The sequence below is a fragment of the Streptomyces sp. WZ-12 genome, from assembly GCF_028898845.1.
Lineage (GTDB): Bacteria > Actinomycetota > Actinomycetes > Streptomycetales > Streptomycetaceae > Streptomyces.
The window spans coordinates 6,544,701-6,564,181 of the sequence record NZ_CP118574.1 but is presented as its reverse complement, the minus strand read 5'-3'; the positions used below and the strand labels follow the sequence as shown (position 1 = coordinate 6,564,181).

The window sequence follows — 19,481 nt, the reverse complement described above, 5'->3', positions numbered from 1 at the left end:
GCCCGGCGGAGCGGGCCCGCCGCGGGGCGCACGGGCCCGTGGGCGGGCTCCCTCCGGGACGGCGGGGCGCGTCAACTCCCGTGCGGAGAAGGCCGTGCGGAGGCTCGTCGGTCGGATCGTCAGTCGACTCGTCGGCGTCATGGGGAAGTTCGTCAGCGTCATGTCTCCACGTTACGGACCGCCACTGACAACGCCCCCGCCCGACGCCGCCGGGCCCGTGCGGGGCCGCCGCGCGCGGGCTTCGAGGAGCAGGCTGGCGGCGAGAAGGGCGGCGCCCAGGGCCAGGAAGCCCCAGGGCAGATAGCCGGTGAGCAGCAGGACGAGGGTGCGCTGCGCGGAGACCAGGGCGACGGTGGAGTCGACGTAGTCGGCGCGCATCTTCACATGGCCGGCGAAGGCGGTGACCTTGCCGCCGCCGGGCAGGAGCTGGCCGCCGCGCAGCTCCTCCTTGTGGATCTCCTCGCCGTTGACGGGGGCGCCGGTGACCGGGTCGACCCAGAACATCCGCGTGGTGGAGTACCAGCGGGTGGTGCCCATCTTCTCGACGGCCTGGGGGGTGATGCCCTTGACCGGCATCTTCTTGGGCAGCGGGACCCTGGTCCAGGGGATGGTCTGCTCGAAGTAGTAGACCTCCAGGCCGTGGAAGGTGCGGGTCCCCTTGTAGTGGATGGGGGCGGAGGTGCGGGTCTGCGGGTCGAAGTAGGCGTAGTCGCGCTTCTCGGTGAGGAACGGCCACTTGTACTCGATGCCCGAGCGGCGCACGGGGTCGCCGTCGACCATCTCGCCCGCGGCGTGCACGGGTTCCTGGGAGTGGGCGTCGAAGACGTAGCGCTCGGGGATCTCGGAGACCATCTTGCCGTCGGGGCCGGCCACATAGGACAGCGCGTCCCAGACGACGACATCGCGGCCGACGGCCCGTTCGACGCGGTGGGCCTCGTCGACGTTGCCCTTGAGGGTCTGCACGATGGTGACCTTGGGGACCTGCCGGGCCTTCATGGTGCCGTAGTCGAGGAGGGTGGCGGGCCTGGCCTCCAGGACCATGGCCTGGTACTGGCTGGGCGGGATCTTGGCGAGGCGGGGGAAGGCGTACCACCGCATCAGGGGGGAGAGGGCGGTGAAGAAGGCGGCGAGCCCGAGCAGGACGAGGCTCGCGGTGCGGCGCATCCCCCTCTGCGGCCGCGACGGGTGCGTCCCGGTACGGGGCGGAGTTCGGCGCATGGCGGTGGCGACGCTCCCTTCAGGGGCGTGCGGGCACGGTGGTCAGCAGCGGCTTGGGGGAGGTGTGGCCTTCGGGGGCACCGATCGCGGTGATCGTGAAGACCAGGGCGAGCGCGGCGGCCAGGCCGATCGCGGCTGCTGTCAGGGCGCGCATGGCCGTCCTCCCGGAGAACTGGACTGATGCAGCGTCAGGGCGGGGGCACGGTAGCAACGGGCGGCGAAGATGAGAACACGTTGCACCGCCGCCCTGCCCGGGCGTACGGGCGGGACGGCGGTGGCGGTACGGGCGGGGCCCGGCGGTCAGGGGGCGGCGGGCGCCGTCACGGTGAGGGTGACGGTCAACGCGGCGCCGTCGGCGGTGGTCAACTGGAGCCGGAAGGTGCCCGGGTGGCCGTCGGTGTAGATCTTCGGGAGGGTGAGCAGGCCGTCGGCGTCGGTGGTGAGGCCGGTGAGGGTGCGGACCGGCTTGTCCTGGGCGGCGCCGGTGGCCTTGGGGTCCTTGAAGTAGGGGCCGCGGTCGTTCTCGACGGGCTTCTTGGGGTCGTCGGTGACCATGGTGGCGGTGACCGCGACGCCGGGCGCGGCCTTGCCCCGGTAGGTCGCCGTGAGTTGGACCGCGTCGTCGGCGTAGGCGCCGCCGGCCGCCACCGTCAGCGGCCGGTCGGAGGTGCGGGCGAGCGCGTCGGCCTTCGGGGCGGGCTTGGCCGTGACGGTGCCCTTGGCGTCGACGGGCGGCACCGTGCGGCCGACTGCGGTGGCGCGGACGGTGAACGCGCCCGGGGCGTCGCCGGCGTGCAGCGTCGGGGCGGTGGCCAGGCCGTCCTTGCCGGTTTTGACGGTGACCTCGGTGGCGCCGCCGGGGAAGCGGGTCCCGGTGGTGCCGGTGAGGGTGAAGCGGATCGCGGCGCCGCCCACCGGCTTGCCGTGGGCGTCCTTGGCGCGGACCCGCACGGGAGTGGTGAAGTCGGTGCCGGCGGTGGCCGTGAGGTCCTTGCCGCCCTGGTCGCCGGCCGGTTCGAGGGCGGTGAGCGGGGCGGGCTTGGCGGGCGGCGGCTTCGGGGTGGGCGTGGGGGTCGGGGTGGGCTTCGGGGACGGCGTGGGGGCCGGGGCGCCGCCGTCGTGCGAGGGCCCGGAGCTGTCGCCGTTGCCGGACGAACCACCGGGCAGCGACGGGGTGTTGGGCTTCTGCCGGCCGGCCGGTCCGCCGGACTTCCCCGGGTGCGTGCCCTTGGCGTCGCCACCGTGGCTCGCCTTCCCGGTCCCGTCACCGGTGGCGGTGGTACCGCCGCCGCGCCGTACGGGGAGCGCGCCCTTGCCGTCCGGTACCTCGAACGTGCCCTTCCGGTAGAACGCGTACCAGGACAGCACCGTCCGCAGGTATGCGGTGGAGTCGTTGTAGCCGAGGACGGCCCGGTCCAGGTCGGTCTGGTCGGACAGGTCGCGGCCGTCGGCGCAGAGGTAACGGCCGGCGGCGAGGGTGGCGTCGTAGACGTTGTTGGGGTCCTTGATGCCGTCGCCGTTGCCGTCGGCGCCCCAGTTCGCCCAGGTCGAGGGGATGAACTGCATCGGGCCGACGGCCCGGTCGTGGACGGGGTCGCCGTCGTAGCGGCCGCCGTCGGTGTCGGGTATCAGGGCGAAGCCGTTGCCGTCGAGCACCGGGCCGAGGATCGGCCGGAGGGTGGTGCCCTCGGCGTCCACCGCGCCGCCGCGGGCGTGGCCGGACTCCACCTCGCCGATCCCGGCGAGCAGTTGCCAGGGCAGGTGGCAGCCCGGTTGGGAGACGCCCAGTTGGGCCTCGGCCTTCTTGTAGGCGGCCAGCACGGTGGCCGGAATGCCCGCCTGGGAGGAGCCGTGCACGCCACGCTCGGGACCGTCGTGGTGGCCGGAACCGTTCGGTGGGACGGGGCTGTTGAGCGGCGGCAGATCGGTGTAGTAGGGCGAGCCGCCGTCGATGGGAGTGTTGGCGGGCGGCACCGGGGGGCGCACCGCGTGGGCCGTCGGGCGGTCCGCGGCACCGGGCGCCTGCGAGGCGGTCAGCGCGGCCAGCGCCGCCGCTGCCACGGCCGTGGAGGCCACTCCTCTTTGGAGTCGCCGCCGGAATGTGGCTGCCATACCTGGTGTCCCCTCCGTCGACCAACCGCGTGCGTACCTGTTGCCGGTGCCCGGCTTCCCACGCGCGTCGTCGTACCGCGCTCCCCGTACCTCAACTCCGGCGAGACTACGACAACTCGGGCCGCACAGCCACCACCCCCACGGCCACATAATGATCCGAATCGATCAAGGAGGGAAAGATGCCGTTCACACTGAGCCATGCCGCTGCCGTGCTCCCGCTCATCCGCCGCACCGGCACCGCCCGCGGGCCCCTGATCGCCTCCGCGCTGGTCGCCGGCTCGTTCGCCCCGGACGTGACGTACTACGCGGACACCGTGATCCCGGGCGGCATGGCCTTCGGGACGGTCACCCACTCGCTGCCCGGCGTGCTGACCGTGGACGCGCTGCTCACCGCGGTCCTAGTCGCCGGCTGGCGGTGGGTGCGCGAGCCGCTGCTGGCGCTGCTGCCGCCGGCCGGGCGGGAACGGGTCGGGGCTCTCGCCCGCGGTCGGCCCCGGCGAGAGCGCACCACCCGCGAACGGGCCGCGCTGGCGGGCTGGTTCTACGCCTCGGCGGTGCTCGGCGCGGTGACCCACGTGGTCTGGGACGCCTTCACCCACCCCGGGCGCTGGGGCAGCCATCTGCTTCCCGTACTCAACACGGTGCTGGGCGACCGGCCGTTGGCCATGTACCTCCAGTACGCCACCTCCGCGCTGGCACTGCTGGCACTCGGAGGGTTCCTCCACGCCGCACTACGGAAGGGCCCCGCGGCCGGGACCGCCAGCACCGAGGCCACCGCTCCCGAACTGCCCATCCGGGCGCGGCTGTTGCTCGCCGCCCCGATCGCCCTGGGCGTGCTGCTCGGCGCCGGCTACCGCACGCTGCGGGCCCACGCCGTCTACGGGGCCGGCGTGGGATGGTTCGACTATCTGCCGGACCTGCTCTTCGGGGCGGGCGCCGGGCTCGTACCCGGGCTGCTGGTCAGCGCGGCGGGGACCCGGCTCCTGGGCCGCCACCGGACGTGGCACACTCCGGCCGCGGCGGACGTCCACGCCGAGACCGGAACAGCCTGAGCGGCCCGGGTGCGCACGGAGCCGACCCCGCGCGCCCCCGGGCCAGCCGTCAGTGCGCCGCCGACTCCCAGTCCGTGCCGTGACCGACCGAGACGTCCAGCGGGGCGCGGAGCTCGACGGCCGCGGCCATCTCCTTGCGGACCAGCTCCTCGACCCGGGCGCACTCGCCCGGAGCCACCTCGACCACGATTTCGTCGTGGACCTGGAGCAGCATCCGCGAGGACAGCTCCGCCGCCCGCAGCGCCGCATCGACCCGCAGCATCGCGATCTTGACGATGTCCGCGGCGGTGCCCTGGATCGGGGCGTTCAGCGCCATCCGCTCGGCCATCTCGCGGCGCTGGCGGTTGTCGCTGTTGAGGTCGGGCAGATAGCGGCGGCGCCCCAGGATCGTCTCGGTGTACCCGGTCGCCCGGGCCTCCTCCACGACGCGCTGGAGGTAGTCCCGCACCCCGCCGAACCGCTCGAAGAAGGTGTCCATCAACTTGCGGGCCTCGTCCGGCTGGATGCCCAACTGCTGGGAGAGCCCGAACGCCGACAGCCCGTAGGCCAGCCCGTACGACATCGCCTTGATCTTGCGGCGCATCTCCGGGTCGACCTCGTCTTTGGCGACCGAGAAGACCTGCGAGGCGACCGTGGTGTGCAGGTCCTCACCGGAGGTGAACGCCTCGATCAGGCCCTCGTCCTCGGAGAGATGGGCCATCACCCGCAGCTCGATCTGGCTGTAGTCGGCCGTCAGCAGCGTCTCAAAGCCCTCGCCGACGACGAAGCCGCGGCGGATCGCCCGGCCCTCGTCCGTCCGCACCGGGATGTTCTGCAGATTGGGGTCGGTGGACGACAACCGGCCCGTGGCGGCCACGGTCTGGTTGAAGGTGGTGTGGATCCGGCCGTCCGTGGCGATCGCCTTGATCAGGCCCTCGACCGTGGTCCGCAGCTTGGCCTGCTCCCGGTGGCGCAGCATGATCACCGGGAGCTCGTTGTCGGTCCCCGACGCCAGCCACGCCAGCGCATCGGCATCGGTGGTGTAACCGGTCTTGGTCTTCTTGGTCTTGGGCAGGCCCAACTCCCCGAACAGCACCTCCTGGAGCTGCTTGGGCGAGCCGAGGTTGAACTCATGACCGGCCGCGGCGTGCGCCTCCTTCACCGCCTGCTGCACGGCGCCGGCGAACTGCTGCTCCATCCGCTCCAGCCAGCCCCGGTCGGCGGCGATCCCGGCCCGCTCCATACGGGCCAGCAACTCGCTGGTCGGCAGCTCCACCTCGCGCAACAGATCGGCCGCGCCGACCTCCGCCAGCTTCGTCCCGAACGCCGTCCCCAGATCGAGGACCGTGCGGGCCTGCGCCATCAGCGCCTCCGCCTCGGCCTGCTCGTCCACGCCGAACGCCAACTGGCCGTCCCCGGCCGCCGCCGGCGCCAGATCACGGCCCAGGTACTCGATCGACAGGGCGTCCAGCGCGAAGGAACGGCGACCGGGCTTGACCAGATAGGCGGCGAGCGCGGTGTCCATGGCCACGCCCTCGATGCGCCAGCCGTGCTCGCCGAAGACCCGCATCAGGCCCTTGGCGTTGTGCATCACCTTGGGCCGCTCGGCGTCCGCGCTCCAGGCGGCGAACGCCCGCTCGTCCGTCTCGTCCAACTGCGCCGGATCGAACCACGCGGCCGGACCGTGCCCGGTGGCCAACGCCACCTCGGCGACGCTGCCGCTGCCCAACGACCACACGTCGACGGTGGCCACGCCCAACGGACCCGCGCCGTGCTCGGCCAGCCACGGGGCGAGCTCGCCGGTGCCCAGCACCGCGCCGTCCACCTCGACGCCGGCCGCCGGCTCGGCCTCCTGTGCGCTCTCGACGGAACCCGGGTCCACCGCCAACAGGCGGTCCCGCAGGCCCTGGTTGCGGATCTCCAGGGCGTTCAGGAAGACCTTCAGCGCCTCGCGGTCGTAGGGCTCGCGGGTCAGCTCGGCGGGGCCGCAGGACAGCTCCACGTCCCGGACCATCTCGGTCAGCCGGCGGTTCAGCTTCACCGACTCCAGATGATCGCGGAGGTTCTGCCCCGCCTTGCCCTTGACCTCGTCGACGCGCTCGACCAACTCCGCGAACGAACCGAACTGGTTGATCCACTTCGTGGCCGTCTTCTCACCGACGCCGGGGATGCCGGGGAGGTTGTCCGACGGGTCGCCGCGCAGGGCCGCGAAGTCCGGGTACTGGGCAGGGGTCAGGCCGTACTTCTCGGCGACCTTCTCCGGGGTGAAGCGGGTCAGCTCCGAGACGCCCTTGGTCGGGTAGAGCACCGTGACGTCCTCGGAGACCAACTGGAAGGAGTCCCGGTCGCCGGTGACGATCGCGACCTCGAAGCCCAGGGCCGTGGCCTGTGTGGCAAGAGTGGCGATCACGTCGTCCGCCTCGAAGCCGTCCACCGCGAAGCGCTTGACGTGCATCGCGTCCAGCAGCTCGCCGATCAGCTCGACCTGGCCCTTGAACTCGTCGGGGGTCTTGGAGCGGTTCGCCTTGTACTCCGGGAACTCCTCCGAGCGCCACGTCTTGCGGGAGACGTCGAACGCCACCGCGAAGTGCGTGGGGGCCTCGTCACGCAGGGTGTTCGCGAGCATCGACGCGAAGCCGTAGATCGCATTGGTCGGTTGTCCGGTCGCGGTGGTGAAATTCTCCACGGGCAGGGCGAAGAACGCCCGGTATGCCATGGAATGCCCGTCCATCAGGAGCAGGCGCGGACGGCCACCCGCCGCCGCCTCGGTGCCGGTCGCTTCGCTCATCTTCACTGCCTTTCCTGCCACGCCCCCGATCCTGCCACGGCCCACTGACAATCCCCGCCGCGGCGGCAACGCACCGACCGCCGCCCCCCACCCACCGGCGCGCGCTGCCTTACTCCCCGCACCCCCGCCATGACAGGATCGACACCGCACCACTCACCTGTGCACGGCAACGACCCGCCGCGCCCGGCGATCCCGTCCGGCACACAACCCCAGGGAGAGCGCCATGGCAGGCAAGCCGCCCACATCGGACCCCGTCCAGGACGCGCCCGAGGTCGGCGCGCCCCAGCACTCCGCCGTCGGCATCCCCGCCATCACCAACGCGCTCAAGATCTCCCAACAACAGATGGGCGTCCGCCGCACCGCCCTCACCCTCCTCCGCGTCAACCAGAAGAACGGCTTCGACTGCCCCGGCTGCGCCTGGCCCGAGGACGACAAACGGCACGCCGCCGAATTCTGCGAGAACGGCGCCAAGGCCGTCGCCGAGGAAGCCACCCTCCGCCGCGTCACCCCCGACTTCTTCGCCGCCCACCCCGTCAGCGACCTCGCCACCCGCAGCGGCTACTGGCTCGGCCAACAAGGCCGCCTCACCCACCCCATGTACCTCCCCGAAGGCGCCGACCACTACCAACCCCTCACCTGGGACCGCGCCTTCGACCTCATCGCCGAGGAACTCACCGCCCTCGACACCCCCGACGAGGCCGTCTTCTACACCTCCGGCCGCACCAGCAACGAAGCCGCCTTCCTCTACCAGCTCTTCGCCCGCGAATTCGGCACCAACAACCTCCCCGACTGCTCCAACATGTGCCACGAGTCCTCCGGCTCCGCACTCACCGCCACCCTGGGCGTCGGCAAGGGCAGCGTCCTCCTGGAAGACCTCTACAAGGCCGACCTGATCATCGTCGCCGGCCAGAACCCCGGCACCAACCACCCCCGGATGCTCAGCGCCCTGGAGAAGGCCAAGGCCGGCGGCGCAAAGATCATCTCGATCAACCCGCTCCCCGAAGCCGGCCTCGAACGCTTCAAGAACCCCCAGACCCCCCGCGGCCTCGCCGGCGGCGGCACCGCCCTCACCGACCTCTTCCTCCAAGTCCGCCTCGGCGGCGACCAGGCCCTCTTCCGCGCCCTCAACCACCGCCTCCTGGCCACCGAAGGCGCCCTCGACACGGACTTCATCCGCGAACACACCCACGGCTTCGACGAGTTCGCCGCCCTCGCCAACACCACCGTCGACGCCGAGACCCTGCGCGCCACCGGACTCACCCAGGACGAGATCGACCGCGCCCTCGCCATGGTCCTCGCCTCCCGGCGCACCATCGTCTGCTGGGCCATGGGCCTGACCCAACACAAACACTCCGTCCCCACCATCGCCGAGGTCGTCAACTTCCTCCTGCTGCGCGGCAACATCGGCCGCCCCGGAGCGGGCGTCTGCCCCGTACGCGGCCACAGCAACGTCCAGGGCGACCGCACCATGGGCATCTTCGAACGCCCCGCACCCGCCTTCCTCGACGCCCTGGAAAAGGAATTCGGCTTCGCCCCGCCCCGCGACCACGGCTACGACGTCGTCCGCGCCATCCGCGCCCTACGGGACGGCCACGCCAAGGTCTTCTTCGCCATGGGCGGCAACTTCGTCTCCGCCACCCCCGACACCGACGTCACCGAAGCCGCCGTCCGCCGCGCCCGCCTCACCGTGCACGTCTCCACCAAACTCAACCGCTCCCACGCGGTCACCGGCGCCCGCGCCCTGATCCTGCCCACCCTCGGCCGCACCGAACGGGACCGCCAAGTCCGCCCGGACGGGACGAGCGCCGACCAGTTCGTCACCGTCGAGGACTCCATGGGCATGGTCCACGCCTCCCGCGGCCGCCTCGAACCCGCCGGCCCCCACCTGCTGTCCGAACCGGCCATCGTCGCCCGCCTCGCCCGCCGCGTCCTCGGCCCCCAAAGCCCCACCCCCTGGGAAGAGTTCGAGAGGAACTACGCCACCATCCGGGACCGCATCGCCCGCGTCATCCCCGGCTTCGAGGACTTCAACGCCAAGGTCGCCCGCCCCGGAGGCTTCACCCTCCCGCACGCCCCCCGGGACAGCCGCAGCTTCCCCACCGCCACCGGCAAGGCCAACTTCACCGCCGCCCCCGTGGAATACCCCACCGCCCCCGAAGGCCGGCTCCTCCTCCAGACCCTGCGCTCCCACGACCAGTACAACACCACCATCTACGGCCTCGACGACCGCTACCGCGGCATCAAGAACGGCCGCCGCGTCGTCCTCGTCCACCCCGACGACGCGGCCGAACTCGGCTTCGCCGACGGCGAATACGCCGACCTCGTCAGCGAATGGACCGACGGCAGCGAACGCCGCGCCCCCGGCTTCCGCGTGGTCCACTACCCCACCGCCCGCGGCTGCGCGGCCGCCTACTACCCCGAGACCAACGTCCTGATCCCGCTGGACCACACCGCCGACACCAGCAACACCCCCGCCGCCAAGTCCGTCGTCGTCCGCCTGGAGCCCGCACAGCAGGGCTGACGGGCGGGCCAGCGGGCTCCCTTGGCCAGCGGTCGCGACGGGGCGACCGCCGGCCGACGACGGCCACCCCGCGGCGGGCGCCCGCACAGCCGCCTGATAGGAACAGGCGCAGATCGGCCACGATCAAGACCGCTGTCAAGGCCACGTGCCACAGGCGCCGTCAAGGGCGAGCGAAACGGAGCAGTCCATGGGAGAGCAGAGCACGACCACCTTCCCGCAGGAGATCCTCGACCAGTGGGCCGGCATCGGGGTCGACCTGCCCGCCCTCTTCTCCGCCGGCCACCTCGGCGAGCGGATGAGCGTCCGGGTCACCCACGCCGCCCCGGAACGGGTCGTCGGCACCATGCCCGTCGAGGGCAACACCCAGCCCTACGGGCTGCTGCACGGCGGCGCCTCCGCCGTCCTGGCCGAAACCCTCGGCTCCGTCGGCGCGATGCTGCACGGCGGCCCCACCAAGGCGGCCGTCGGCGTCGACCTCAACTGCACCCACCACCGCGGCGTCCGCTCCGGACTCGTCACCGGCACCGCCACCCCCGTACACCGCGGCCGGTCCACCACCACCTACGAGATCGTCATCACCGACGAGCAGGACAAGCGGGTCTGCACCGCTCGCCTGACCTGCCTGCTGCGCGACGCCGACCCCGCCATGTACCGCGCCTGACCACCCCGCGCACCACGACGCCGGTGGCGCCCCCACGGGCACCACCGGCGTTCAACGGGCCGCGCAGGGACGCCCAACGCCCCTGCCGGCCCCGGGACCACGGGCCGGACCTGCTGCCTACTGGTCCTTGCCCTGGTCCTTCTTCTGCTGGCGCTCCGCCGCGTCCTCGATGACCGCCTCGGCCACCTGATGCATCGACAGCCGGCGGTCCATCGACGTCTTCTGGATCCATCGGAAGGCGGCCGGCTCCGCCAGCCCGTACTGGGTCTGCAGGATGCTCTTCGCCCGGTCCACCAGCTTCCGGGTCTCCAGCCGCTGGGTGAGGTCGACGACCTCCTTCTCCAACGCCTTCAGCTCGGTGAACCGGCTCACCGCCATCTCGATCGCCGGCACCACGTCGCTCTTGCTGAACGGCTTGACCAGATAGGCCATCGCGCCCGCGTCGCGGGCCCGCTCCACCAGTTCGCGCTGCGAGAACGCGGTCAGCATCAGGACCGGGGCGATGCTCTCCTCGGCGATCTTCTCGGCCGCCGAGATGCCGTCCAGGATCGGCATCTTCACGTCCAGGATCACCAGGTCGGGACGGTGCTCGCGGGCCAGTTCCACGGCTTTCTGGCCGTCTCCGGCTTCACCGACGACGGTGTAGCCCTCCTCCTCCAGCATCTCCTTGAGGTCGAGGCGGATCAGCGCCTCGTCCTCGGCGATCACGACGCGCGTGGTCAACGGCGGGACGTGCGACTGGTCGCCATCGGCAACGGGCTGCTGGGGCTCGGCGGCACTCAAGGGGACTCCTCGTTCCAGGCAGGTGGTGCCATTGCAGCCTACCTAGGGGCGACCAGCCTTACTCACACGGTATGGTGTCTCATGCCGCCGGCCGGGTTGGTGGAATGGCATACACGGATGTCTCAAACACATCTGCCCGAAAGGGCTTGCGGGTTCGAATCCCGCACCCGGCACTCACGGATCAACTGGAATTTCACGTTCTCGTGAAATTCCCCGCGGATCGCCCCGCGCACGCGCATCATCACGCACAGTGACAGTATGCGATCTCACGACACCGAAGTACGACAGCAGGCGATCGTCCGGCTCCGCGCGGGCGCGAAGAACGCCGACGTGGCCCGGGCTCTCAACCTCCCGCTCGGCACCGTCAGCTACTGGCGGCACAGGGACCGCGCCCAGCGCGGCGAGTGCCCGGGGCGGCACCAACCGCAGTGCCCCCGCTGCGACGGCTGCGCACTCGACCCTGCGGCGTACTCCTACCTCCTGGCCCTCTACCTTGGCGACGGCCACATCATCCAGTGCTCAGCGCACCGGGTACCGAGCCTGATGATCACCTGCGACGACAACTGGCCCGGCCTCATGGACGACTGCGAGGCGGCGATGCGGACCGTCTTCCCCGACAACTCGGTGTGCCGCGTGAGCCGGACCGGCTGCCACAACGTGAAGGTCTACTCGAAGCACTTGTGGTGCATGTTCCCCCAGCACGGCCCCGGCAAGAAGCACGAGCGCCGGATCGAACTGGAGCCGTGGCAGCGGCGGATCGTGGACGCGCATCCCTGGGAGTTCATCCGCGGCCTCGTGCACTCCGACGGCTGTCGGATCACCAACTGGACGGTGCGCACGGTCGGCGGGGAGCGCAAACGCTACGAGTACCCCCGGTACTTCTTCACGAACAAGTCCGCGGACATCCGCGGGCTTTACGCGGCGGCGTTGGACCGGGTCGGCGTCGAGTGGAGGGTGACCCGGCGGGGCAGCGAGCCGTACCACGTCTCCGTCGCCCAACGCGCCTCCGTGGCGCTCATGGACCAACACATCGGGCCGAAGCACTGACGCGGACGGCAGTCAGTTCCTCGGCCCAGCGGGTTCGGGTGCGGGTGGAGCTACTGGTGCGTGTCGGCCTCGCCGATGCGGTGGACGCGGACGAGGTTGGTGGAGCCGGGGACCCCGGGCGGGGAGCCGGCGGTGATGATGACGAGGTCGCCCTTCTGGCAGCGGCCGATCTTCAGGAGTTGTTCGTCGACCTGGGCGACCATCTCGTCGGTGGAGTTGACGGTGGGGCCGAGGAAGGTCTCCACGCCCCAGGTGAGGTTGAGTTGGGAGCGGGTGGCGGGGTCGGGGGTGAAGGCGAGGAGGGGGATGGGCGAGCGGTAGCGGGAGAGACGGCGGACGGTGTCGCCGGACTGGGTGAAGGCGACGAGGAACTTGGCGCCGAGGAAGTCGCCCATCTCGGCGGCGGCGCGGGCGACGGCGCCGCCCTGGGTGCGGGGCTTGCTGCGTTCGGTAAGCGGCGGGAGTCCCTTGGCGAGGATGTCCTCCTCGGCGGCCTCGACGATGCGGCTCATGGTGCGGACCGTCTCGGTGGGGTATTTGCCGACGCTGGTCTCGCCGGAGAGCATCACGGCGTCGGTGCCGTCGATGACGGCGTTGGCGACGTCGCTGGCCTCGGCCCTGGTGGGGCGGGAGTTGTCGATCATCGAGTCGAGCATCTGGGTGGCGACGATGACCGGCTTGGCGTTGCGCTTGGCGAGTTTGACGGCGCGCTTCTGGACGATCGGGACGGTCTCCAGGGGCATTTCGACGCCGAGGTCGCCGCGGGCGACCATGATGCCGTCGAAGGCGGCGACGATGTCGTCGATGTGCTCGACGGCCTGGGGCTTCTCGACCTTGGCAATGACGGGCAGGAAGCGGTTCTCCTCGCGCATGATGCGGTGGACGTCGTGGATGTCGCGGCCGCTGCGGACGAAGGAGAGGGCGATGACGTCGGCGCCGTAGCGCAGGGCCCAGCGGAGGTCGTCCTGGTCCTTCCCGGAGAGGGCGGGGACGGAGACGGCGACGCCGGGGAGGTTGAGGCCCTTGTGGTCGGAGACCATGCCGCCCTCGATGACCTTGGTGTGGACGCGGGGCCCTTCGACGGCGGTGACTTCGAGGGTGACCTTGCCGTCGTCGACGAGGATGCGTTCGCCGGGGGTGACGTCGGCGGCGAGGCCGGGGTAGGTGGTGCCGCAGATCCGCCGGTCGCCCTCGACGCCGCCCTCGACGGTGATGGTGAACGCGTCGTCGCGTTCGAGAAGTACGGGGCCTTCGTGGAAGCGGCCCAGGCGGATCTTCGGGCCTTGAAGGTCGGCCAGGATGCCGACGCTGCGGTGGGACTCTTCGGAGGCTTTGCGGACCCGGTCGAAGCGCGCTTCGTGGTCGGCGTAGGTGCCGTGGCTGAGATTGAAGCGGGCGATGTCCATGCCGGCGTCGACGAGGGCTTTGATCTGCTCGTACGAGTCGGTGGCGGGTCCCAGTGTGCAGACGATCTTTGCTCGGCGCATGTTTCGAGCCTATGACCTACCCGACGGTAGGGAACTGTGGCGACATGACTGCTCAACGACCGCTCGGTGAAGGGCTGTTGACAAGTAATGGAATGCGCGCGAGGCCGCTCCGATGAGCGGACCGGCGGCCTCGCGCGGGGCGTCAGAGCACCGGACGGGTCATGGTGAAGCGGGCGTTGACGCCGGCGCGGACGGTCTGCCGGCGGGGTTCGAGGTCGAGGGCGGGGGCGGCTTCGAAAGAGGCGCTGCGGGCGGCCCCGCCGGCCGCGAAGCCGTAGCCCTGTTGGTGGGGTTGGCCGTCCGCGCCGAGGTCGGCGATTTCGAGGACGGCGTCGAGGCGGGCGCCGAGGGCCTCGGCGTATTCGCGGGCGCGCTGGACGGCCTCCTGGACGGCCCGGGTGCGGGCGGTGCGGTGGGCGGGCGAGTCGGGGCGCAGGTCCCACCAGGGGCCGTCGACGCGGGTGAGTTCGAGGTCGGCGAGGCGGGTGGTGAGCTCGCCGAGGGCGGTGAAGTCGTTGAGGGTGGCGGTGAGGGTGACGTGTCCTTGGTAGGCGCGGACGCGTTCGTGGCGGCCCTTTTCGGTGAGTTGGGGGGTGAGGGTGAAGCTGCCGGTCTCCAGGTGTTCGACGGCGGGGCCGTAGCTCTTGACGAGGGTGAGGGCGTGTTCGTTGCGGCGGGTGAGGTCGGTGAGGGCGGTTTTGCGGTCGGTGCCGCGGGCGTTGACGGTGATGGTGATGCGGGCGATTTCGGGGTCGACTTCGAGGTGGGCCTCGCCGCGGACGGCGAGGCGCGGGGCGTCGGGGGTCCCGTAGGGCAGTGCGGCGGGGGGCGTGGGGTCGGTCATGGGTGGTGGGTGCCCTTCTGCGGTGGCGGGTGTGGTGTGAGGTCCTTGGGGTTGCAGGGTGGCACAGGGGCGGGATGGGGGTTGGTCATCGGATCGCAACCTGTGGGGGGTGTTGCGCGAGGGGTGGCTGCGTCAGAATCTACGCGCGTTGCCCGGGTCGGACGCCCGGGTCGTGCCGCGCCGTCGGAGCATGTGCCGTGTCTTTGTAGGGGAGTTGGGATGGGGTTCGACCGGAGGAAGTTCCTGGGTGGTTCCGTGGTGGCGGGGGCGGGGGTGGTGCTCGGGGGGCCGGGAGCGCCCACCGCGTCGGCGGCACCGGCCGGGCCGGGCGGCGCCGAACGGCGCCGGGACCGCTACGCGTTCACCGTCATGGGGACGACGGACCTGCACGGGAACGTCTTCAACTGGGACTACGCCACCGATGCGGAGTTCGACGATCCGGACCACAACGACGTGGGGTTGGCGAAGATCTCGACGCTGGTGGACGACGTCCGCCGGGCGCGGGGGCGGCAGAACACCCTGCTGATCGACGCCGGCGACACCATCCAGGGCACGCAACTGGCCTACTACTACGCGAAGGTGGACCCGATCACCGGTCCGCGGGGGCCGGTCCACCCGATGGCGCGGGCGATGAACGCCATCGGCTATGACGCGGCGGCGCTGGGGAACCACGAGTTCAACTACGGGATCCCGGTGTTGCGGAAGTTCGAGGAGAGCTGCCGCTTCCCGCTGTTGGGCGCCAACGCGCTGGACGCGCGGACGCTGCGGCCGGCGTTCCGTCCGTACGTGATCAAGCGGCTGCGCACGCCGCGGGGGCGGGACGTGCGGGTGGCGGTGCTGGGGCTGACCAACCCCGGGATCGCACTGTGGGACAAGGCCCATGTGCAGGGGAAGTTGACCTTCCCGGGCCTTCCCGAGCAGGCCGCGAAGTGGGTGCCGCGGCTGCGGTCGATGGGCGCCGACGTGGTGATCGTGGCGGCGCACTCGGGGGCCAGCGGCACCTCGTCGTACGGGGACCAACTGCCGTACGTGGAGAACGCGGCGGCGCTGGTGGCGGAGCGGGTGCCGGGGATCGACGCGATCCTGGTGGGGCACGCGCATGTGGAGATCCCGGAGCGGCGGGTGGTGAACGAGGCGACGGGCCGCGAGGTGGTGCTGTCGGAGCCGCTGAAGTGGGGGCAGCGGCTGACGCTGTTCGACGTGGCGGTGGAGTGGCGCCGGGGCCGCTGGGAGGTCGACTCGGTGGGGGCGCGGGTGCTCAACTCCAACACGGCGCGGGAGGATCCGCGGATCACGACGCTGCTGCGGGCCGAGCACCGCAAGGTGGTGGCGTACGTGAACCAGGTGATCGGGAAGTCGAAGGCGGAGATGTCGGCGCAGCAGGCGCCGGTGAAGGACACCCCGATCCTGGACTTCATCGCGTATGTGCAGGCGGAGGCGGTGCGCAAGGCGCTGGCGGGGTCGGCGCACGCGGCGTTGCCGGTGCTGTCGCAGGCGTCGTGCTTCTCGCGGACGGCGAAGGTGCCGGCGGGGGACGTGTCGATCCGGTCGATGGCGGCGCTCTATCCGTTCGACAACACCCTTCAGGCACGGGTGTTGACGGGGAAGCAGTTGCGGGAATACCTGGAGTTCTCGGCGCGCTATTACGTGCGGACGGCGCCGGGCGGTCCGGTGGATCCGGCGCGGATCACCAATGCGGACAACACGCCGGATTACAACTACGACGCGGTGAGCGGGGTGGCGTATGAGATCGATATCGCCAAGCCGGTGGGGCAGCGGATCGGGCAGCTGACGTTCGACGGGAAGCCGGTGGCGGACGCGGCGCGGTTCGTGCTGGCGGTGAACAACTACCGGGCGAGCGGCGGGGGTGGCTTCCCGCATGTGGCGTCTGCGGAGCAGGTGTGGCAGACGTCGGAGGAGATCCGGAATCTGATCATCGCGTGGGTGAAGGCGAGCGGGGTGATCGATCCGGCGGTGTTCGCGAGGGTGGGGTGGCGGTTGACGCGGGACGGGGTGCCGGTGTTCTAGCCGCGGGTCCGTGCCGTGTGTTGCGCGGGCCGCCCCTCTCCCCCGCTGCCGTTCGGGCGGGGTGGGAGGGGCGGTGGCGTTCAGTGGCGGGGGACGAGGGTGGAGCCCTGGCGGGGGACGGTGCCCGAGCGGCGGGGTTGGGGCTGGCTGAGGCCGAAGGTGGTGAACGCGGTGCGGCCCGGGAGGGTGTAAGGGCTGTTGCCGGTCAGGGAGTTGAGGATGGTGGCGCTTCGCCAGGCGGCGAGTCCGAGGTCGGGGGCGCCGGCGCCGTGGGTGTGACGTTCGGCGTTTTGGACGTAGACGGAGCCGGTGATGGCGGGGTCGAGGACGAGGCGGTGGTGCTCGTCGATGCGGGGGCGTTCGGAGGCGTCGCGGCGGAGGTAGGGGTCGAGGGCGGCGAGGAGGGTGTCGAGGCGGCGCTCGCGGTAGCCGGTGGCGAGGACGACGGCGTCGGTGGTGAGGCGGGAGCGGCTGCCCTGTTGGGCGTGTTCGAGGTGGAGTTCGACCTTGGTGGTGCCGACCCGGCCGGCGGTGCGGACCTGGACGCCGGGGGTGAGGACGGCGTTGGGCCAGCCGCCGTCGAGGGTGCGGCGGTAGAGCTCGTCGTGGATGGCGGCGAGGGTGTCGTGGTCGATGCCCTTGTAGAGCTGCCATTGGGCGGGGAGGAGCTCGTCGCGGGCGCGTTCGGAGAGGCCGTGGAAGTAGCGGGTGTAGTCGGGGGTGAACTGTTCCAGGCCGAGCTTGCTGTATTCCATGGGCGCGAAGGCCGGGGTGCGGGCGAGCCAGTGGAGGTGCTCGCGGCCTTCGGGGCGGGCGCGGAGTTGGTCGAGGAAGATCTCGGCGCCCGATTGGCCGGCACCGATGACGGTGAGGTGCTCGGCGGCCAGGAGCCGTTCGCGGTGGTCGAGGTAGTCGGCGGAGTGGATGACGGGGACGGTGGGGGCGTCGGCGAGGGGGCGGAGCGGGATGGGGATGTGGGGGGCGGTGCCGATGCCGAGGACGAGGTTGCGGGCGTGGGTGCGGCCGAGGGCCTCGGCCTCGCCGTCGGCGTCGAGTTGGGTGAAGTCGACCTCGAAGAGGTGGCGTTCGTGGTTCCAGCGGACGGCGTCGATGTGGTGGCCGAAGTGGAGGGCGGGGAGGTTCTCGCTGACCCAGCGGCAGTAGGCGTCGTATTCGGCGCGGTGGATGTGGAAGCGCTCGGCGAAGTAGAAGGGGAAGAGGCGTTCGCGGGTCTTGAGGTAGTTGAGGAAGGTCCAGGGGCTGGCGGGGTCGGCGAGGGTGACGAGGTCGGCGAGGAAGGGGACTTGGAGGGTGGTGCCGTCGATGAGGAGGCCGGGGTGCCAGTGGAAGGCGGGGTGCTGGTCGTAGAAGGCGGTGCGGAGCTGGGTGAGGGGGTGGGCGAGGGCGGCGAGGGAGAGGTTGAAGGGGCCGATGCCGATGCCGGCGAGGTCGAGGGGCTCGTCGGGGCCGGGGGCGTCGGCGGTGGTGTCGGGGTCGTTGTGCGGTGGGGTGTTCATCGCGGGGTGTGGCCTTCCACGAGTTTGAGGAGGTGGGTGAGGTCTCCGGGTTGGGTGTGGGGGTTGAGGAGGGTGGCTTTGAGCCAGAGGCCGGTGGGGGTGGTGGCGCGGCCGAGGACGGCGTGGCCTTCGGCGAGGAGGGTGCGGCGGATGGTCGCGAGGGTGGTGTCGTCGGCACCGATGGGGCGGAAGAGGACGGTGGTGAGGGTGGGGCGGGAGTGGAGTTCGTAGCCGGGGTGGGCGTCGATGAGGTCGGCGAGGGTCTGGGCGGCGGCGAGGGTGCGGTCGACGAGGTCGCCGAGGCCCTGGCGGCCGAGGGCCTTGAGGGTGACGGCGATCTTGAGGATGTCGGGGCGGCGGGTGGTGCGCAGCGAGCGGCCGAGGAGGTCGGGGACGCCGGCTTCGGTGTCGTCGTCGGCGTTGAGGTAGTCGGCCTGGTGGGCGAGGGGGGTCAGGGTCGCGGGGGTGGGGACGGCGAGGAGGCCGGCGGCGACCGGTTGCCAGCCGAGTTTGTGCAGGTCGAGGGTGACGGTGTGGGCGCGGGCGAGGCCGATGAGGGCAGTGTGGTGGGTGGAGCTGAAGAGGAGGGGGCCGCCGTAGGAGGCGTCGATGTGGAGCCGGGCACCGTGTTGGTCGGCGAGGTCGGCGAGGGCCGGGAGGGGGTCGAGGGCGCCGGCGTCGGTGGTGCCGGCGGTGGCGACGAGGAGAACCTGACCGGCGCGGCCGCTGTGTCCGGTGAGTTCGGCGAGGCAGGTGTGGACGGTGGCGGGGTCGAGGGTGCCGTGGGGGGTGGGGAGGGTGAGGGGTTCGGGGAGGCCGAGGAGCCAGGCGGCGCGGTGGACGCTGTGGTGGGCGTTGGCACCGCAGACGATGCGCAGGGGGCCGGTGGCGCCCGGGGGGCGGGGGGCCTCGCGGGCGAGCAGGACGGCGAGTTGGTTGGACTCGGTACCGCCGGTGGTGACCAGGGCGTCGGGTGCGGTGGCCGCGGGGTAGACGAGGGCGGCGAGGGCGCGGGCGGTGTGCGCTTCGAGTTCAGAGGCGGCGGGGGCCTGGTCCCAGGAGTCCATCGAGGGGTTGAGGGCGCTGGCGGCGAGGTCGGCGGCGGTGGCCAACGCCAGCGGGGGGCAGTGCAGATGGGCGGCGCAGTGCGGGTCGGCGGGGTCGGCGGCGCCGACGGCGAGGGTGTGCACGAGGGTGCGGAGGGCGGTGTGCGGGTCGGTGCCCTCGTCGGGGAGGAGGGGGAGGCAGGTGTCGCGCACGGCGCGGGCGACGGCGTCGGGGCCGCCGGGCGGGAGGGGGCCGGAGCGGTCCTGGGCGCCGGTGGTGAGGGCGTCGAGGACGGTGTCAAGGAGGGGGCGGAGCGCGCGGGGGCCGTCGGTGCCGCCTGCGAGGGCGGTGCCGGCAGGGGCGACTGACATCAAGTGGGCTCTTCTTCAACGGGAGT

14 protein-coding genes and 1 tRNA gene are annotated in these 19,481 nt (G+C 71.6%); 6 read left to right on the top strand and 9 right to left on the bottom strand.

The genetic code is table 11. From position 1 onward, the window contains the following. Window positions 1–171: 171 nt before the first annotated feature. The 3 genes from PV796_RS28370 to PV796_RS28360 all read right to left on the bottom strand — a co-directional run bounded on the left by PV796_RS28370 (window position 172) and on the right by PV796_RS28360 (window position 3,330). Entirely contained in the window at window positions 172–1,164 is a 993-nt protein-coding gene (locus PV796_RS28370; protein WP_274916230.1) for a DUF3068 domain-containing protein, read from the bottom strand. A gap of 73 nt (window positions 1,165–1,237) precedes the next feature. Beyond that, window positions 1,238–1,372, bottom strand: a complete 135-nt coding sequence (locus PV796_RS28365; RefSeq protein WP_274916229.1) for an SPW_0924 family protein — start codon at window positions 1,370–1,372, stop codon at window positions 1,238–1,240. 146 nt (window positions 1,373–1,518) lie between these two features. Then, a complete protein-coding gene (locus PV796_RS28360) occupies window positions 1,519–3,330 on the bottom strand; it encodes a lytic transglycosylase domain-containing protein (protein WP_274916228.1) in 1,812 nt (603 codons plus the stop codon). Between the two features lie 179 nt (window positions 3,331–3,509). On the opposite strand from PV796_RS28360, the gene PV796_RS28355 reads away from it, so the two are divergent. Further along, on the top strand, window positions 3,510–4,382 hold the full coding sequence (locus PV796_RS28355) for a DUF4184 family protein (RefSeq protein ID WP_274916227.1): 873 nt from the start codon (window positions 3,510–3,512) through the stop codon (window positions 4,380–4,382). Between the two features lie 49 nt (window positions 4,383–4,431). On the opposite strand, the gene polA is transcribed toward PV796_RS28355, so the two are convergent. After that, complete coding sequence (gene polA / locus PV796_RS28350) at window positions 4,432–7,149, bottom strand: DNA polymerase I (protein ID WP_274916226.1); 2,718 nt, start codon at window positions 7,147–7,149, stop codon at window positions 4,432–4,434. Between the two features lie 223 nt (window positions 7,150–7,372). Between polA and PV796_RS28345 the strand changes: the two genes are divergently transcribed. Both PV796_RS28345 and PV796_RS28340 read left to right on the top strand, forming a co-directional pair. Further along, window positions 7,373–9,670, top strand: a complete 2,298-nt coding sequence (locus tag PV796_RS28345; RefSeq protein WP_274916225.1) for an FdhF/YdeP family oxidoreductase — start codon at window positions 7,373–7,375, stop codon at window positions 9,668–9,670. Between the two features lie 187 nt (window positions 9,671–9,857). Then, on the top strand, window positions 9,858–10,331 hold the full coding sequence (locus PV796_RS28340; protein ID WP_274916224.1) for a PaaI family thioesterase: 474 nt from the start codon (window positions 9,858–9,860) through the stop codon (window positions 10,329–10,331). A gap of 117 nt (window positions 10,332–10,448) precedes the next feature. On the opposite strand, the gene PV796_RS28335 is transcribed toward PV796_RS28340, so the two are convergent. Continuing rightward, the gene (locus tag PV796_RS28335; RefSeq protein ID WP_274916223.1) at window positions 10,449–11,114 is read right to left on the bottom strand and encodes an ANTAR domain-containing response regulator; all 666 of its coding nucleotides are present in this window, start codon (window positions 11,112–11,114) and stop codon (window positions 10,449–10,451) included. A 90-nt stretch (window positions 11,115–11,204) separates the two neighbouring features. Between PV796_RS28335 and PV796_RS28330 the strand changes: the two genes are divergently transcribed. Together PV796_RS28330 and PV796_RS28325 are read left to right on the top strand one after the other, a co-directional pair. Continuing rightward, window positions 11,205–11,287 (top strand) — tRNA-Leu (locus tag PV796_RS28330). An 85-nt stretch (window positions 11,288–11,372) separates the two neighbouring features. Beyond that, complete coding sequence (locus PV796_RS28325; RefSeq protein ID WP_274916222.1) at window positions 11,373–12,161, top strand: helix-turn-helix domain-containing protein; 789 nt, start codon at window positions 11,373–11,375, stop codon at window positions 12,159–12,161. A gap of 50 nt (window positions 12,162–12,211) precedes the next feature. Here the strand turns inward: PV796_RS28325 and pyk are convergent, their stop codons facing one another. Both pyk and PV796_RS28315 read right to left on the bottom strand, forming a co-directional pair. Next, window positions 12,212–13,648, bottom strand: a complete 1,437-nt coding sequence (gene pyk / locus PV796_RS28320) for a pyruvate kinase (protein WP_274916221.1) — start codon at window positions 13,646–13,648, stop codon at window positions 12,212–12,214. A 142-nt stretch (window positions 13,649–13,790) separates the two neighbouring features. After that, window positions 13,791–14,492 (bottom strand): SIMPL domain-containing protein, encoded by a 702-nt coding sequence (locus PV796_RS28315; RefSeq protein ID WP_274916220.1) that lies wholly within the window; start codon window positions 14,490–14,492, stop codon window positions 13,791–13,793. A gap of 219 nt (window positions 14,493–14,711) precedes the next feature. Here PV796_RS28315 and PV796_RS28310 point away from each other — a divergent pair, with 219 nt between their 5' ends. Beyond that, window positions 14,712–16,520 (top strand): bifunctional metallophosphatase/5'-nucleotidase, encoded by a 1,809-nt coding sequence (locus PV796_RS28310; protein WP_274916219.1) that lies wholly within the window; start codon window positions 14,712–14,714, stop codon window positions 16,518–16,520. An 80-nt stretch (window positions 16,521–16,600) separates the two neighbouring features. On the opposite strand, the gene PV796_RS28305 is transcribed toward PV796_RS28310, so the two are convergent. Next, the gene (locus tag PV796_RS28305) at window positions 16,601–18,037 is read right to left on the bottom strand and encodes a lysine N(6)-hydroxylase/L-ornithine N(5)-oxygenase family protein (RefSeq protein ID WP_274916218.1); all 1,437 of its coding nucleotides are present in this window, start codon (window positions 18,035–18,037) and stop codon (window positions 16,601–16,603) included. Beyond that, window positions 18,034–19,455: a pyridoxal phosphate-dependent decarboxylase family protein gene (locus tag PV796_RS28300; protein WP_274916217.1), complete on the bottom strand. Its 1,422-nt coding sequence runs from the start codon at window positions 19,453–19,455 to the stop codon at window positions 18,034–18,036. The genes PV796_RS28305 and PV796_RS28300 overlap by 4 nt, the downstream gene beginning before the upstream one ends. Between the last annotated feature and the right edge of the window lie 26 nt (window positions 19,456–19,481).